Origin of the sequence: Pseudomonas xantholysinigenes, assembly GCF_014268885.2 — a bacterium.
In the GTDB taxonomy this organism is placed as follows: domain Bacteria; phylum Pseudomonadota; class Gammaproteobacteria; order Pseudomonadales; family Pseudomonadaceae; genus Aquipseudomonas; species Aquipseudomonas xantholysinigenes.
The window spans coordinates 3,057,470-3,073,136 of sequence record NZ_CP077095.1 but is presented as its reverse complement, the minus strand read 5'-3'; the positions used below and the strand labels follow the sequence as shown (position 1 = coordinate 3,073,136).

The window sequence follows — 15,667 nt, the reverse complement described above, 5'->3', positions numbered from 1 at the left end:
ACGTCAGAAGTTGTATTTGATACCCGTCATGATGTTTCTTGGAGCACCGTACATGCCGTGGTCGCCGGCATAGCTGAGGTATTCGCGGTCGAACAGGTTGTTCAAATTGACGGACGCACTCAGATGTTGGTTGAAGTCGTAGCGAGCCATGAGGTTGGTGACGGCGTAGCTGCCCTGGGTGAAGGTGTGCAGGTCGGCACCGGTCTTGCTCTGCCAGTTCACGCCACCGCCGATGGTGACCTTGTCCAGGACTCCCGGCAGGCGATAGCTGGTGAAGGTCTTGAGACTGTGGCGGGGCAGAGTGGTAACGATACGCTGGTCGTCAGCGTCGGTGCTGACCGCATAGGCATAACCGGCGGAGGCCTGCCAGCCTTCGGCCAGTTCTCCGTCCAGGGTGAACTCGGCGCCCTTGGTAGTGGTGCCCTGTTCCGACTTGTAAGTATTGCCGCCTGGGGTATCGATCCAGATCGCCAGGTTGTCCTGCTCGATCTTGAACAGCGCGACGCTGGAGTTCAGCTTGCCGTCGAAGTGGCTGCCCTTGACGCCGACTTCATAGCCGGTGCCCTCCATCGGGTCCAGTGGCTTGTTGTTGATATCGCGAACCCAGGACGACTGAGGGTTGAAGATTTTCGTATAGCTGGCATACAACGACCACGTGTCGTTGACGTCATACACCACGCCGGCATACGGGATGTAGACGCCGGTTTCCGATTCCTTGGTCTTGGTGTGTTCAGCGTTGTAGGGCTTATCTTCGATCTGGCGATGCCAGTCGATCACGCGGCTGCCCAGCAAGATACTGAGATCGTCTGTGGCGTGCAGGCGCGTGGCGAGGTAGGCGGCGTATTGGCTTTCGTCGACAGTGGATTTGCCTGTGACGTCGAATTCCGGTTTCACCGAGGCGCCGTTCCAGTTCAGCAGGTTGTCGATCGCGCCGGCTGGAGAGCCCGAATAATCGTATTTCCAGCCGCCGTAGCTGGGCACGTTCTCGTAGTAGTTGGACAAGGTCACGCCGGCGATCAGCTCGTGCTCACGGCCCAACAGATCGAACGGGCCGGTCAGGTAGGCATCGATGTTGTTCTGGCGCGGGATACCGGAGAAGCGCACGGGCAACTGGGTGGTGCCACTTCCGTCCGGGTTGAGGCTGCCGTTGACGTAGTTGAAGACTTCGTCAAACTTGTTTTCGGAGTGGGTCAGTTCGATCTTGCCGCTCCAGCCATTGGCAAACTGCTGTTCGATCGAGGTGAAAAAGCTGGTTTGCTCATGGTCGTTGTATGACCAGGTCTGGGCCGAATTGAGCGAGCGCTTGAGGTCGCTGCGAGAGCCGTCGGTGAAGCGGGTCGGCAGGCCGGAGCGCATGGGCGAGTCGACGTCTGTGCGTTGATAACTGAAGCCCATGGTCAGCAGGGTGTCCTCGGTCAGGTCGAACTCGGTAATGCCGTAGATCAGTTGCGAGTCCTGCTTGTAGCGGTCGACCCAGGACTGCTCGGTCTTGAAATTGACGACCAGGCGACCGCGTACGTTGCCGATCTCGGTCAGTGGGCCAGACACATCAAAGCCGGTACCGTAGCGGTCCCAGTTGCCGGCTTCAGCGGTGACACTGGCCTGAGCCTCGGCGGTCGGGCGCTTGCGAATCAGGTTGATCGTCGCTGAAGGGCTGCCCAGGCCGCTGATCAGGCCGGTAGCACCGCGGACCACCTCCACCCGGTCGTACATGGCCATGCTCTGGGTGTAATTGTCCATGCGCTTGACGGTGGGCACACCATCGATTTCAAAGTTCTGAATCTCGAAGCCGCGCGAGAAGTAACCGTCGGATTCGGCACCCTGCCCGTCGCGCAACACGATGATGCCTGGAGTGGCGTCCAGGGTGTCGCTGAGATTGGTCAGGCGTTGGTCATCCAGGCGCTGGCGGGTCATGACGGTCAGCGACTGCGGGGTTTCCTTGGGGGTCAGGTTCAGGCGGGTCGAACTGCTGGATGAGTAGGTGGTGTAGAGCCCGGTGCCCTCGGTAGTCGACCCGGGCGCTTTGCCCGAAATAGAAATGCTTTGAAGCTCCAGGGCGGTAGAGGCCGCTGCGCGCTGGAGGGTGTATCGCCCATCCGGCTGGCGAACCGCTATGAGTTGGCTGCCCTCAAGCAGCGCCTGTAAAGCACCGTCGACCGTGTAATCACCCCTCACGCCAGGACTGTTTTGCCCAGCAATCAAGTCATTGGGAAACGACAACAACAAATGGGCCTGCTGGCCCAGTTGATTGAGTGCGGCTCCCAGTGGCGCCGGGGCAATTTCGTAGTGCTGCACGCTGCTGTCGGCAGCCGCCCAGGCTGGCGATGAAGTGGCGAGCAGCACCGCTGCGGTGCAACCCAGGGTAGTGGCGAGCGAGGTTACGTAGCATGAGGAAATACTGCGGTGATGCATGTGAAGTTTCCCGATGATTATTGATGTATGGCCTATGAGTCTCGCCAGAAATCAAAACGGCTCATCGAGGACGAAAAAACTTCAAACGTTAGCGGGCAGAGGACGCAAGTTAACCCATAGGCGAGTGAAACGCTGCACATCCAGATTCAGTGTCTGGGCGACGGCATCGATGACTCGATCGCTGTCTGCCAATGGGTAGGTGCCCCACACTCGCAGGTTGGCCAAGGCAGCGTCGCACCCAAGGTGCCCATGACGATACCGGCCAAGTTCATCGAGGAACGCCTGAAGCGGTTGGCCGTCGGCGACGATCATGCCTTCGCTCCAGGCGGGAGCGGAGGCTTGCAATGCACCCTGATCGAGTATTCCGAGCGGCCCGAAGCGCGCCAGCTGTCCGGCTTGCAGGGTAGACCAGGTGCTGGCTTGAGTCGGGATTACATCAAGCGAGCCACGATAGACCGCCAACTGGGTTGAGCCATTGTCAAACTGCCGTATCGTGAACCGCGCCGAGGACGCCTGCGCCCGAACCTGAGCGGTCTCGATAAACAGAGCCGGGTTCACGGCAGTGTTGACCAAGACCTCACCGCTGAGTAATCGAAGGTGCCAGCGATGGTCAGTCGCGCGAGCATTTATCGCAGTGCGGGTATTGAGCTCAAGCGAGAGATCCGAGGCCAGCGCGACACGTCGCTGCTCGCCCACACCCGTGTTGTAGTCGGCACTCATGCGCGACACCAGCTCACTGTCGCGACTCAACCAGGCGCCGGTGCTTGCAGCCAGTAGCAAGGCCAGGCCCTTTATCGCTCGACGCCTGCTCAGCCCTTCCTGGGAGGGAAGCAACAGGGCTTGTCGGGCGAGGTCTGGATTGCCTTGGGTGCGCAGTGCATCGAGCTGCTCCCCCAGCGCCAAGGCTTTTTCCCAGGCCAGCTCATGCAAGGGGTGTTCACCACGCCATGCCATGAAAGCGGCTTGTGCGGGTGAATCGAAATTGGCTTCCTGCATGTCGAGCCACCATTCCATCGCCTCTTCACACATTTTTGGCGAAAGCGAGGGTTCTTGGCCGAAGGCGTTTGCGCTGATGGTCATTACAGTGCGTCCGTCACCAGCATGCATCGCGCGCCCGCCTTGACGATATGGCGCTTGACGGTGGCGATTGAAATCCCCAGACGCTCAGCGATTTCTGCGTGGCTGAGCCCATCGAGTTGCGACCAGAGAAAAGCCTGCTTGACGGCGACATCCAGTGCGCACAGCGCTTCGTCGAGTCGAACCAGCGTCTCGAAAATGATCAGTTGGGTCGCCAGATCCGGCAGCACGCTTTGCTCTTCGGTCTGGAGCTCATCCAGATAGGCTTTTTCCAGGCGTGCGCGGCGGTAGTGGTTGGACAGGACGCTGCGCGCCACCTTGGCCAGAAAAGGCCGGGGCTGGCGGATTTCAAGCGCCTCGTTGCTGGCCAGCAGGCGCATGAAGGTGTCCTGCATCAAATCAGCGGCGCGGTGTGAGCAGCTCAATTGCCGATGCAGCCAGCTACGCAACCAGCGGTGTTGCTGTTGGTAGAGAGCAGTGAGCTGAGCGGTATCGATGGATGCCATGAGCTGCCGCAGAATTTATGCAAATGAGACTTAGTATCATATGAGATTAATTGGGTACCGACAAGAATGCACAACGGCGCAGGGTAGGACTGGCCTGGTGGATGAGGGGCATGTGCTTGCTTAGCGCCGTGCGGAAAGTTGTTGCGGCGCCAGGAAGGCGTCGTGGAAGTAATTGTGGAACGCGTGCATCGCCGGGCTGAATTCCCGTTCGCGATGCCAGGCCAGGCCGACGCTCATGGGGGTGACCTTGTCGGTGATGGTCACCGTTTCGATGCGTTTACCCTCCAGCGACCAGGGGCGGTGCACCAGGTCGGAGAGGATCGCCACGCCGCTGCCGTTGGCCACCATGCTGCGCACTGCCTCCACGGAGCTGGTGCGGATTCGCACGTTGGGCTGCTGCTGGGCATGTTCCCAGTAGCGCATGGCGCTTTGCTCGGCTTCGTCGACGGTAAGCAGGATGAAGGGCTCCTGCGTGGCGTCGGCAAGACTCACTGCTGAGCGTTCGCACAGCGGGTGATGGCTGGGCAGCCACAGCCGGCGCTCGGAATTGAACAGGGTTTTCGAGACGATGTCCGGGTGGGTCAGGTTCGAGGTCAGCACCACCGCCATGTCGAATTCGCCTTCCAGCAGGCCTTGTTCGATGGCCTGGCGCTCCCGTTCGTGCACTTCGATGGCCACGTCCGGGTGCCAGTGTTCCAGGCGTTGCAGGTGATGGGGCAGGAAGTAGCCGATCACCGTGTAACTGGCCGCTACCCGCAACAGACCGGTGGCGCGAACGTCCGGCAGTGGGCTGTTAAGGGCGTCGTCGACGCTGCGCAAGATCACGTAGGCCCGATTGAGAAAGTGCCGTCCGGCATCGGTCAGGCTCATGCCCTGGGCCGAGCGCTGGAACAGTAGCGTGCCGAGCATGCCCTCCAGTTCCTTGATCGCAGTGGTTACCGCCGACTGGGAAATATTCAGATGAATCGCAGCTTGGGAGATTTGCCCGATCTCGGCCGTGGCGACGAAGTAGCGAACCTGGCGCAGGGTCAGTGACATGAACGCTCCGCTTGATGAGGTATCTGATTTTCAGAAGATATCCCCTCGGATAATAGATCTTCCCAAGGGGGTGGCTGGAACTTAACGTGCTCTGCATGAAGTCACAAGCGTCAGGAGTGCGTGTCATGCAGGCAGTAGATTTCAACTCGGACATGGGCGAAGGCTTCGGTCCGTGGACTATCGGCGACGGCGTCGACAACCAACTGATGGGCTTCATCAGTTCGGCCAACATCGCCACCGGTTTCCATGCCGGCGACCCCGGCACCATGCGTCGCACGGTCGAGCAGGCCAAGCGCCTGGGCGTGGCCGTCGGTGCTCATCCGGGCTTTCGCGACCTGGTCGGGTTCGGCCGCCGCCACATCAATGCATCGGCCCAGGAGCTGGTGGACGACATGCTGTATCAGCTGGGCGCCCTGCGTGAGCTCGCCCGAGTTCAAGGCGTGGCCCTGCAACACATCAAACCTCACGGTGCGCTGTACATGCACCTGGCCCGGGACGAAGAAGCGGCGCGCTTGCTGGTGGAAAACCTGCAGCGCCTGGAGCCTGAACTGCTGCTGTATTGCATGCCCGGCTCGATGATCTGGCGTATCGCCACCGAGCTTGGCCAGCCAGTGATCCGCGAGTTCTACGCCGACCGCGAATACGACATCAGCGGCTCCATCGTCTTCACCCGCAATGTGCGTGCCTACGACCCCGCGCAAGTCGCTGCGCGGGTACTGCGTGCCTGTCAGCAAGGCGTGGTGCGCACGGTCGAAGGTGAAGACCTGGCGATCGAATTCGACTCCATCTGCTTGCACAGCGATACACCCGGTGCCCTGGCACTGGTCGAGGCCACCCGTAAAGCGCTCGATGGCGCGGGGATCCAGGTGCGCGCACCGCGATAACGCCACCGACGACACCTGGCACGCAGACGCCAGGGTTTGCTCGACACACAGATTCTTGCCTGCCTTTCTACAACTATTCCAAGAGGCACAGACATGGCACAGCACACCGTCATCACCCCGTTGCCGGGGACTTTCTACCGCAAGGCCACCTTGCGCCTTGCCGGTGGCGAGCCACTGGGATTCAGGCAAAGCGATATCGAGATCAACGGCGCAGCCCTGCAGATGCGCCTGAGCGCCGAAGACCCGGCACGGGATTTCTTCCCAAGCCCAGGGCTTGTGCAAGCGCTGAACTGGCCACAAGGCGAGGGCGTGCGTGTCGACAGCCATCTGTATGAAGGCTACCGGGTGCCGCCATACTATGACTCGCTGCTGGCCAAGCTGATTGTTCATGGCCGTGATCGCGCCGAAGCCCTGGCCCGCGCACGACTGGCAGTCGAGCAGACCACGCTCACCGGCATGGCCAGCACCTTGTCGTTGCACGGCGAACTGCTGGAGCAACCCTGGTTGCACACCGCCGACTTCCACACCGGCACTTTGGAAACCTGGCTGGCCGAGCGCCGCAGCGGAGGTGCAGCATGAACAGTCCGATTCGCTACAGCTTTGGCGCCGACGAACATCTGTTTGCCGAAGTCAGCGACAGCATGTCCCTTGAAGCCTTCTTCAAGGGTATGGCGGTCACCCGTGCGGTGGAGCGCCTGGCCCTCGATGGCGTGCTCGACGTGTGCTTGGCCAACGCCTCGTTCCAGATCCGCTTTGACCCGGATCGCATCTTGCCGGCCGAGCTGCTTGACGCGGTGAAGGGGGCCGAGGCCCAGGCGGTGGCCGAGCGCACCCTGCACACCCGGATCATCGAGATCCCGGTGCTCTACAACGATCCCTGGACCCACGAAACCCTGATGCGCTTTCGCGACCGCCACCAGGACCCGAATGCCACGGACCTGGAATACGCCGCGCGCATCAACGGCTTGGCTGACGTCGAGGCGTTCATCGCCGCCCACAGTGGCGCGCCGTGGTTCGTTTCGATGGTGGGCTTCGTGGCGGGCCTGCCGTTCATGTTCCAGATGGTCGAGCGCGAACGCCAGTTGCAGGTGCCCAAATACCTGCGGCCGCGTACCGACACGCCGAAATTGACCCTGGGCCATGGCGGCTGCTTCGGTTGCATTTACTCGGTCCGTGGCGCCGGTGGCTACCAGATGTTTGGTGTCACTCCGGCACCGATCTATGACCCGCAGCAGAACCTGGCGTACCTGAAGGAACACATGGTGTTCTTCCGTCCCGGCGACATCGTGCAGTTCAAGCCGATGGACCGCGATGCCTATGACCACGCCGTGGCCGAGGTCGAAGCCGGGCGCTTCGATCTGCGCATCCGTCCTGTGGAGTTCTCGCTCGATGCGTTTCTCGCCGACCCGATCGGCTATCCCAAGTCGCTGCAGGAGGTGCTGGCATGATCAAGGTGCTCAAACCCGGTCTGGCCACCTCGGTGCAAGACCTCGGCCGCGAAGGCTATTACCACTTGGGTATCCCGCCTTCCGGGGCGCTGGACCAGTATGCCCTGAGCGCGGCCAACCAGTTGGTGGGTAATCCGGCCAATTCGGCGGCGCTGGAGTGCACGTTGCTGGGACCGGAGCTGGAGTTTCAGCAGGATGCCCTGGTGGCGGTATGTGGTGCGCAGATGACGCCGAAGGTCGATGGCGTGGACATGCACTTGGACACCGCCTTTGAAGTGAAGGCCGGTCAAGTGCTGCGTTTCGATTTTCCCAAGGCTGGCGCGCGGGCTTATCTGGCGGTGGCCGGCGGTATCGATGTAGCGGTGGTGCTCGGCAGTCGTTCCACCTACGCGTTGGGCGCGCTGGGTGGTTTTCAGGGGCGCAGGCTGGTGATTGGTGATGAACTGCCGATTGGCATCGCCAGCGGCAAGGGGCGTGCCGGGGCGAGCCTGCCCATGGCGTTGCGTCAGTCGCTGGGAGGGGAGACCACCCTGCGGGTGGTGCCGGGGCTGTACTACGACCGGCTGACCCCGGCGGCGGCGGACAGCTTTTTCGCCGAAGCCTGGACTGTCGGCTCGGAGGCAGATCGCATCGGCTATCGCTTCAAGGGTGGCAGCCCGCTGAGCTTCCAGCCTCGCGAGCAGCCGTTCGGCGCCGGCTCCGACCCTTCGAACATCGTTGACAGCTGCTACCCGATCGGCTCGATCCAGGTGCCGGCAGGGCTCGAGCCCATCATTCTGCACCGCGATGCAGTGTCCGGTGGCGGCTACGCGATGATCGGCACGGTGATCAGCGCTGACCTCGATCTGGTCGGCCAGATGCAACCCAACCAGAAGGCCCGCTTCGTCGCGGTGACGCTGGAAGAGGCACTGCAAGCCCGACGCTCCTACAAGAAAAAGCTCAGCTGTCTGAGCAAGCTGTTCCCTTCCTGATCTGCCCGTCGCACTGCGCGGGTAAAGCCAAGAAGGCAAGCCAACGCCTAATGCCGGTCAGTTTAGGTTTCATTCTCACTAACTGGGGCCGCTTTGCGGCCCTTCGCGGGCAAGCCCGCTCCCACAGGTACAGCGCAAGCTTGAGATTTCGCGCAATCCTGTGGAAGCGGGCTTGTCGGACCGCCGCACCGTAGCTTTCTCGCCGTCGCCGAGGAGGGACATTTCGGCCGTGCAGCGGAACGTCTGCATATCGTGCAACCAGCACTGAGCGTGCAGATTCGCGCACTCGAGGAGGAGCTGGGGGCGGCGTTGTTCGAACGCAGCACCCGGCGGGTGGCCTTGACGGACGCCGGGCGTTTGCTGCTAGGCGAGGCGCAACGCACGATCGAGCAGGCCGAGCGCACCAAGAGCCTGATACAGCGGGCAGCGAGGGGCGAAACCGGCATAGTGAGGATCGGTTTCGTCGGCAACGCATTGGCCTCGGCACGGTTATCCGAAGACCTTGGAGCCTTCCATGACGCATGGCCAAATGTCGTGCTCGATCTGCAAGAAATGATGCCGGCCGAGCAGCAGGAGGCAATCCTGGCTGGACGTCTGGATATCGGTTACTGCTCGACTTTTGGTGTGCCTTTCGATGCGCGACTGGCCGTGCGCACGCTGGGCCGCTGGCCCTGGTACGTGGCGCTCGGTGCCCGCCATCCGCTGGCTCGGCAGCCATCCCTGGACGTTAGCGCGCTGATGGACGAGTCATTCATCGTCTATGCCGCCGAAGGCGATGACGAAGGCCAGTTGGCAATCCTGCGGCAGATCCTGGGCAAGGAGCCCCGGATCGCGCATAGGATGAGCAGTATGCTGTCGATGCTTGCCGTGACGGCTGCCGGCCTCGGGGTGACGCTGGCTCCCGAGCCGATCAGTCATATGACCCTGCCGAATGTGGTGTTCCGTGAGCTCTTGGGTGATGTACCGAAGTCAGACTTGGTGGTGATCACTCGGGCTGGTGGAGAGTGGGGACCGATCCAGCGTTATCTGGAAATGCTCGACGAAGGCAATCAGGCCTGACCTCACGGCCACTGCTCGGTTGTCGGGGGCTTGTCCAGGCTCGAGATGCCTGAAACCTTGTTTGCTCATATCAACCCAAGCTCACTCGTATTCTCGCTTGGCTTGGCCCGTAGACTGAGTGCATCAATCTGCCCACAAGCAATGGCCATACCGACAAGCGCTGGCAAGCTCTCGGCCTGCATTCGTTTCATCACGCGGCTTCGATAGAGATCGATGGTCTTGGTGCTGACATCGAGGTGTTCGGCAATCTCCCGGTTGCTGAACCCCTGCACCAACGGGATAAAGACATCCTGCTCTCGCGGGGTGAGGGCGTTGATGCGCTCCTGAACCAAGGCAAGCTCCGTCATGCCAGCCAGTGAGCTCCCTGCTTGCTGCAGCGCTGCTTGAACGCTGTCCAGCAACAGTTGATCGTTGTAGGGCTTTTCGATGAAGTCGCAGGCACCGGATTTGAATGCGCGCACGACAATCGGCACATCGGCATGGGCGCTGACAAAGATGACTGGGGTCTTGATATCACGTTTTTGCAGCGCTTCCTGTATGGCCAGCCCACCCATGCCAGGCATGCGCACATCAAGCAGTACACAGGCCGGCCCGCTCAGGTCTGCCGCATCCAGAAAGGCCTGGCCGTTCGTGAAAGGCACGGCCTCGAGGCCTACCGACTCCAGCAGCCAGACCGTCGAGTCGAGCATGCCCTGATCATCGTCGACTACATAAACCCTTGGCTTCATCGCCGGTTGTCGCTCCTGAGGTTATTGGTCGGCAGGCGGCAGCACAGCACCAGACCACCTGGCTCATTGGCACGCGCATGCAGGTTGCCACCAAAGCCTTCGACAATACTCCGGCTCATCGACAGGCCAAGCCCAAGCCCCTCGGGCTTGCTGGTGATAAACGGGGTGAAGATCTCATCGAGGCGTTCAGCAGGGACACCGCATCCCTGATCTGCCACTTCGATCTGCAGCCAATCGCCTTGGCGCTCTGCCGTGAGAAATATACGTGATGGTTGGCTGGAATGCTGCTCACGATTGGCTTCGATGGCGTTGCGCAGAAGGTTGAGCAGGACCTGCTCCAGCAGTACCCGGTCGGCGTTCACCCTCGGCAACTGCCCGCCCAGGCGTTGCTCGATACGCACCTGCGCGCCAGCCGCTTCCCAGGCGCACAGGCGCATGGCTTCCTCGATCACTTCGCCAATCTCCAGTGCCTGCAACTGGCGTGGACCCTTGCGCAGGAAGGCGCGCAGGCGACGGATAACCTCGGCGGCATGGGTGGCCTGGGCGTTGATGCGCTGCAGCCCCTGCTCGACCCGGTCCCGCGCCTGGGGGTCGTGCTCCAGGTTGCTCAGGTAGCGCAGGCTGGCATTGCTGTAGTTGAGCACCGCGGCCAGTGGCTGGTTGATCTCGTGGGCGATACCCGAGGCCAGCTCGCCCAGGGTGGCGACCCGGGCGCTGTGGGCCAGGGTTTCCTGGGCCTCGATGCGCAGAGTAATGTCGCGGGACACGGCGACGATCTCCACCACGGCGCCGGTGTAGGTCTCGCGGATCGCCCTGCAGGCGATTTCGAACCAGCGATAGCGGCCATCGGCATGCCGCACGCGACAGGTCATGGTGTGGTAGCCGTCCGCGTCCAGCGCGGCGCCGGCTTGCAGCAAGGCCTGGAGGCGCTCGCCCGGGTGCAGAAGACCACGCACGAGGCTGCCGCGCAGTTGTTCGGGCCACAGCCCGAGCAGGCGGAACGCGGCAGGGGTGGCATCGAGAAAGCGTCCGTCCGGGCTGTGCCGCGAGATCAGGTCGGTGGTGTTCTCGGTGATCAGCCGGTACAGCCTTCGCGCGCGACTGGCTTCGCGCTCGCCACCGCGTTCGGCGCTGGCGTCGCGGCAGCGCGCCAGTACCTGTTGGCGTTGGTCATCGGGAATGAAGGTCCAGAGCAGGATGCGCCCGTTGGCCTCGGCCTCGACCTCGCTGATGGCCCGGCCTTGCTTCAGGCTGGCGCGGACCAACTCGACATGGTTGGCGGGCAGCCATTGCGCCAGGGGCGGCCCCTGGCGAACCAAGGCCTCGCAGGCAGGATTGAGCTGCACGGGGCTGGCGTCAGCGGCCAGCAGCAGGCTGGGTTGTGGGTCCAGGGCGAGCAGGGGAGAGCAGGTGGCGATCACGATAAAAGGCTCTTTTATAGTAGTTTTACCATATTGCTATAGTCGATCTTCCAGATACGATAGCGGTTCGCGTAAAAAAGCGACAGGGAGGAAAACGCCTCCCACACCCTGATCAGAGCTAACAATCAGCCACCGGGGGCTTGCGCACAGCGCGCGCCTGCCTCCACTACAGGACCCGCGCATGTCGATATTCTCCCAGGGCCTGATGCCCGCACCGGTCAACCACGTCGCCCTGACGCCACTCAGCTTCATCGAGCGCACCGCCGCAGTGTATGGCCAGTACCCGGCCGTGATCCATGGCGCCATCCGCCGCGACTGGGCCGCAACCTATGCCCGTTGCCGGCGCCTGGCCAGTGCCCTGCAGGGCCGTGGCGTGGGGCGCGGCGACACGGTGGCGGTGATGCTGCCGAACATTCCCGCCATGCTCGAAGCGCACTTCGGCGTGCCGATGATCGGCGCCGTGCTCAACACCCTCAACGTGCGCCTGGACGCCGAGGCCATTGCCTTCATGCTGCGTCATGGCGAGGCCAAGGTGCTGATCGGCGACCGCGAGTTCCACGGCGTCATCAAGGACGCCCTGGCCTTGCTCGAACACCCACCACTGGTGATTGATGTGGACGACCCGGAATATGGCGAAGGCCAGCCGGTCAGCGATCTGGACTACGAGGCCCTGCTGGCCGAGGGCGACCCCGAGTTCGCCTGGGAATGGCCCGAGGACGAATGGCAGGCGATCTCGCTCAACTACACCTCCGGCACCACAGGCAATCCCAAGGGCGTGGTCTACCACCACCGCGGCGCCTACCTCAACGCCATCGGCAACCAGATGACCTGGGCCATGGGCCACCGCCCGGTGTACCTGTGGACCCTGCCGATGTTCCACTGCAACGGTTGGTGCTACCCCTGGACCATCACCGCCCTGGCCGGCACCCATGTGTTCCTGCGCCGGGTCGACCCGCAGAAAATCCTCACCCTGATTCGCGAGCACCGGGTCAGCCACCTGTGCGGTGCTCCTATCGTGCTCAACGCCCTGGTCAACATGCCCGAGAGCGCCAAGGCCGCCATCGAGCACCCGGTTCAGGCGATGGTTGCCGGCGCCGCGCCACCGGCCAAGGTGATCGGCGCGGTCGAGGAGATGGGCATCCACATTACCCACACCTATGGCCTGACCGAGGTCTACGGCCCGGTGACGGTGTGCGCCTGGCACGCGCAATGGGATGCCTTGACCCTGGAAGAGCGGGCGCGGATCAAGTCGCGCCAGGGCGTGCGCTACCCGACCCTGGACGGCCTGATGGTCGCCGACCCGCAGACCTTGGAACCGGTGCCGCGCGACGGCAACACCCTGGGCGAGATCTTCATGCGCGGCAATACGGTGATGAAGGGGTACCTGAAGAATCCCGAGGCCACCGCCGAGGCCTTCCGCGGCGGCTGGTTCCACACCGGTGACCTGGCGGTGTGGCATGCCGACGGCTACGTCGAGATCAAGGATCGACTCAAGGACATCATCATTTCCGGCGGCGAAAACATCTCCACCATCGAGGTCGAGGACGTCTTGTACAAGCATTCCGCCGTGCTCGAGGCCGCCGTGGTCGCCCGCCCCGACGAGAAATGGGGCGAGACGCCCTGCGCCTTCGTCACCCTCAAGACCGGCCACGGTGCCACCCGCGAAGTTGAGATCGTCGCCTGGTGTCGCGAACACCTGGCAGGCTTCAAGGTGCCCAAGACCGTGGTGTTCGGCGAATTGCCCAAGACCAGTACCGGCAAGATCCAGAAGTACGTGCTGCGCGACCGCGCCCGGGCGCTCTGAGCGTTCAGCCACAGCGGCCAGTGCGGCCGCATCGCCGGCAAGCCGGCGATGAGGCCGGGCCTGCCAACTCAAAACCCAAAGCCTAACCGCGAGCCTGAGATGACCACCTACACCGCCCCCCTGCGTGACATGCGCTTCATCCTCAAGGACGTCTTCCACGGCCCTGCCTTGTGGGCCCATCTGCCGGCCCTGGCCGAGCGGGTCGACGCCGACACCGCCGACGCCATCCTCGAAGAAGCCGCCAGGCTAACCGGCCAGCTGATCGCCCCGCTCAGCCGCAACGGCGATGAACAGGGCGTGCAGTTCGCCAACGGCCAGGTGCGCACCCCCGATGGTTTCCGCGAGGCCTGGCGCACCTACCGCGAAGGCGGCTGGGTGGGCCTGGGCGGCAACCCCGAGCACGGCGGCATGGGCATGCCGAAGATGCTCGGCGTGCTGTTCGAGGAGATGATGTACGCCGCCGACAGCAGCTTCAGCCTGTACTCGGCCCTCACCGCCGGCAGTTGCCTGGCCATCGACGCCCATGCCAGCGCGGCGCTCAAGGCCACTTACCTGCCGCCGCTGTACGCAGGCCGCTGGGCCGGCACCATGTGCCTGACCGAACCCCAAGCCGGCACCGACCTGGGCTTGATCCGCAGTCGCGCCGAACCCCAGGCCGACGGCAGCTACCGCATCAGCGGCAGCAAGATTTTCATCACCGGCGGTGAGCAGGATCTCACCGAGAACATCGTCCACCTGGTGCTGGCGCGGCTGCCGGATGCGCCGGTCGGGCCCAAGGGCATTTCGCTGTTCCTGGTGCCCAAGTACCTGGTGAACGACGACGGCAGCCTGGGGGCGCGCAATCCGGCCCACTGTGGCTCGATCGAGCACAAGATGGGCATCAAGGCCTCGGCCACCTGCGTGATGAACTTCGACCAGGCCGAGGGTTACCTGGTCGGTGAGTCGAACAAAGGCCTGGCCGCGATGTTCACCATGATGAACTACGAGCGGCTGTCCATCGGCATCCAGGGCATCGGCTGCGCCGAGGCCTCTTACCAGAGCGCTGCGGGCTATGCCAACGAGCGTCTGCAGAGCCGCTCGGCGGCCGGTGCGCAAGCCCCCGAGCGCAGCGCCGACCCGATCATCGTGCATGGCGATGTGCGGCGCATGCTGCTGACCATGCGCGCCCTCACCGAGGGCGGCCGCGCCTTCGCCGTGTATGTCGGCCAGCAGTTGGACATCGCCCGCTACGCCGAGGACGCCGGCGAGCGCGAACGGGCGCAGCGTCAGGTAGCGTTGCTCACGCCGGTGGCCAAGGCGTTCTTCACCGACAACGGCCTGGAGAGCTGCGTGCTCGGCCAGCAGGTGTTCGGCGGCCACGGCTATATCCGCGAGTGGGGCCAGGAGCAGCGGGTGCGCGACGTGCGCATCGCGCAGATCTACGAGGGCACCAACGGTATCCAGGCGCTCGACCTGCTCGGGCGCAAGGTGCTGGCCGACGGCCGCCAGGCCTTGGCTGGCCTGGCGGCGGAAATCCGTGCCTGGTGTGTCGATGCTCCGCTGCACCGGGAAGCGCTGTTGGCAGCACTGGTGCGCCTGGAGCGCGTCAGCCAATGGCTGCAGGTACAGGCAAGTGACGATCCGAACCTGGTCAGCGCCTCGGCGGTGGAATACCTGCACCTGTTCGGCCTGACCGCCTACGCCTACATGTGGGCACGCATGGCCAACACCGCGCAGGTGCTGCAGGCCGAGGATCCGGCTTTCCATGGCGCCAAGCTGGCGTGCGCGGCGTTCTTTTTCCAGCGTTTGTTGCCTCGCGCCCAGGCTTTGGAGGCCGGCATCAAAGCGGGAAGCCAGAGCTTGTATGAAATGTCGCGCGAGCAGTTCTGAGGCGTGCGTTGAGTGGAGATTGCCAGTGCCCGAGTCGCCCTGGGCAGGGCGACTCGGGCACTGGCAGTGCGTCTTAGAACGCTGCAACGGGCAAGGCCATGACACTGCTGGCGCCATTGATGATTGCGTCACGTTGGCCGGGGATGCGCGTGAGGATGTGCTCTGCATAGAAGCGGGCGGTGGTGATCCTGGCTTGCATGAAAGGCACGTCCTCACCTTTGGCCACCAGCTTCTCGGCTGCCAGTAGCGAGCGGGCAAGTTGCCAACCAGCCAGGAGATTACCGGCCAGCATCAGATAGGGCACGCTGCCGGAAAACACATCGTTGGGCGCTGCCTTCGCGTTCTGAGTCACGAATTCCACGGTTTCCTGGAAGGCCAGTCGTGCAGAGGCCAATCGCGCGTTGACCACCTTGGCGGCGGCCGTGCCGCTGGCGGTCAGTTCGGCTTCGG

Annotated in this window: 13 protein-coding genes and 1 pseudogene; 7 read left to right on the top strand and 7 right to left on the bottom strand. The window is 63.0% G+C overall.

The genetic code is table 11. The features are described 5' to 3' along the window. Nucleotides 1-3: 3 nt before the first annotated feature. From HU772_RS13575 to HU772_RS13560, 4 genes are all read right to left on the bottom strand, one after another. Nucleotides 4-2,412, bottom strand: a complete 2,409-nt coding sequence (locus HU772_RS13575) for a TonB-dependent siderophore receptor (RefSeq protein ID WP_186655183.1) — start codon at nucleotides 2,410-2,412, stop codon at nucleotides 4-6. Nucleotides 2,413-2,493: 81 nt separating this feature from the next. Continuing rightward, the gene (locus tag HU772_RS13570) at nucleotides 2,494-3,492 is read right to left on the bottom strand and encodes a FecR domain-containing protein (RefSeq protein ID WP_225923016.1); all 999 of its coding nucleotides are present in this window, start codon (nucleotides 3,490-3,492) and stop codon (nucleotides 2,494-2,496) included. Next, nucleotides 3,492-3,995, bottom strand: coding sequence for a sigma-70 family RNA polymerase sigma factor (locus HU772_RS13565; protein WP_186655188.1), 504 nt, complete (start codon nucleotides 3,993-3,995; stop codon nucleotides 3,492-3,494). The genes HU772_RS13570 and HU772_RS13565 overlap by 1 nt, the downstream gene beginning before the upstream one ends. Before the next feature lie 120 nt (nucleotides 3,996-4,115). Continuing rightward, a complete protein-coding gene (locus HU772_RS13560) occupies nucleotides 4,116-5,033 on the bottom strand; it encodes a LysR family transcriptional regulator (RefSeq protein ID WP_186655190.1) in 918 nt (305 codons plus the stop codon). A gap of 125 nt (nucleotides 5,034-5,158) precedes the next feature. Between HU772_RS13560 and HU772_RS13555 the strand changes: the two genes are divergently transcribed. The 5 genes and pseudogenes from HU772_RS13555 (at nucleotide 5,159) to HU772_RS13535 (ending at nucleotide 9,395) form a co-directional block, all read left to right on the top strand. Beyond that, entirely contained in the window at nucleotides 5,159-5,917 is a 759-nt protein-coding gene (locus HU772_RS13555; RefSeq protein ID WP_186655192.1) for a 5-oxoprolinase subunit PxpA, read from the top strand. A gap of 144 nt (nucleotides 5,918-6,061) precedes the next feature. Beyond that, nucleotides 6,062-6,496 (top strand): annotated as a pseudogene (locus HU772_RS13550) (acetyl-CoA carboxylase biotin carboxylase subunit); the annotation flags it as partial. Beyond that, a complete protein-coding gene (locus HU772_RS13545; protein WP_186655194.1) occupies nucleotides 6,493-7,365 on the top strand; it encodes a 5-oxoprolinase subunit B family protein in 873 nt (290 codons plus the stop codon). The pseudogene HU772_RS13550 and the gene HU772_RS13545, both read left to right, overlap by 4 nt. Continuing rightward, nucleotides 7,362-8,336, top strand: a complete 975-nt coding sequence (locus tag HU772_RS13540) for a 5-oxoprolinase subunit C family protein (RefSeq protein WP_186655196.1) — start codon at nucleotides 7,362-7,364, stop codon at nucleotides 8,334-8,336. The genes HU772_RS13545 and HU772_RS13540 overlap by 4 nt, the downstream gene beginning before the upstream one ends. A gap of 243 nt (nucleotides 8,337-8,579) precedes the next feature. Then, nucleotides 8,580-9,395, top strand: a complete 816-nt coding sequence (locus tag HU772_RS13535; RefSeq protein WP_225923156.1) for a LysR family transcriptional regulator — start codon at nucleotides 8,580-8,582, stop codon at nucleotides 9,393-9,395. A gap of 65 nt (nucleotides 9,396-9,460) precedes the next feature. On the opposite strand, the gene HU772_RS13530 is transcribed toward HU772_RS13535, so the two are convergent. Beyond that, the gene (locus HU772_RS13530) at nucleotides 9,461-10,123 is read right to left on the bottom strand and encodes a response regulator transcription factor (RefSeq protein WP_186655198.1); all 663 of its coding nucleotides are present in this window, start codon (nucleotides 10,121-10,123) and stop codon (nucleotides 9,461-9,463) included. Beyond that, nucleotides 10,120-11,544 carry a sensor histidine kinase gene (locus HU772_RS13525; RefSeq protein ID WP_186655200.1) on the bottom strand — a complete coding sequence of 475 codons (1,425 nt, stop codon included), beginning with the start codon at nucleotides 11,542-11,544 and terminating at the stop codon, nucleotides 10,120-10,122. Before HU772_RS13525 ends, HU772_RS13530 begins: the two co-directional genes overlap by 4 nt. 181 nt (nucleotides 11,545-11,725) lie before the next feature. Between HU772_RS13525 and HU772_RS13520 the strand changes: the two genes are divergently transcribed. After that, nucleotides 11,726-13,348, top strand: a complete 1,623-nt coding sequence (locus tag HU772_RS13520) for an acyl-CoA synthetase (RefSeq protein WP_186655203.1) — start codon at nucleotides 11,726-11,728, stop codon at nucleotides 13,346-13,348. A gap of 99 nt (nucleotides 13,349-13,447) precedes the next feature. Further along, complete coding sequence (locus HU772_RS13515; protein ID WP_186655206.1) at nucleotides 13,448-15,217, top strand: acyl-CoA dehydrogenase C-terminal domain-containing protein; 1,770 nt, start codon at nucleotides 13,448-13,450, stop codon at nucleotides 15,215-15,217. Nucleotides 15,218-15,290: 73 nt separating this feature from the next. Here the strand turns inward: HU772_RS13515 and HU772_RS13510 are convergent, their stop codons facing one another. Further along, nucleotides 15,291-15,626: an acyl-CoA dehydrogenase C-terminal domain-containing protein gene (locus HU772_RS13510; RefSeq protein ID WP_264082534.1), complete on the bottom strand. Its 336-nt coding sequence runs from the start codon at nucleotides 15,624-15,626 to the stop codon at nucleotides 15,291-15,293. Nucleotides 15,627-15,667 lie beyond the last annotated feature (41 nt).

Coding starts and splice junctions, on each gene's coding strand:
- HU772_RS13570 (WP_225923016.1), bottom strand. CDS start 3,492: ATGACCATCAGCGCAAACGCCTTCGGCCAAGAACCCTCGCTTTCGCCA.
- HU772_RS13520 (WP_186655203.1), top strand. CDS start 11,726: ATGTCGATATTCTCCCAGGGCCTGATGCCCGCACCGGTCAACCACGTC.
- HU772_RS13530 (WP_186655198.1), bottom strand. CDS start 10,123: ATGAAGCCAAGGGTTTATGTAGTCGACGATGATCAGGGCATGCTCGAC.
- HU772_RS13515 (WP_186655206.1), top strand. CDS start 13,448: ATGACCACCTACACCGCCCCCCTGCGTGACATGCGCTTCATCCTCAAG.
- HU772_RS13555 (WP_186655192.1), top strand. CDS start 5,159: ATGCAGGCAGTAGATTTCAACTCGGACATGGGCGAAGGCTTCGGTCCG.
- HU772_RS13560 (WP_186655190.1), bottom strand. CDS start 5,033: ATGTCACTGACCCTGCGCCAGGTTCGCTACTTCGTCGCCACGGCCGAG.
- HU772_RS13565 (WP_186655188.1), bottom strand. CDS start 3,995: ATGGCATCCATCGATACCGCTCAGCTCACTGCTCTCTACCAACAGCAA.
- HU772_RS13545 (WP_186655194.1), top strand. CDS start 6,493: ATGAACAGTCCGATTCGCTACAGCTTTGGCGCCGACGAACATCTGTTT.
- HU772_RS13540 (WP_186655196.1), top strand. CDS start 7,362: ATGATCAAGGTGCTCAAACCCGGTCTGGCCACCTCGGTGCAAGACCTC.
- HU772_RS13575 (WP_186655183.1), bottom strand. CDS start 2,412: ATGCATCACCGCAGTATTTCCTCATGCTACGTAACCTCGCTCGCCACT.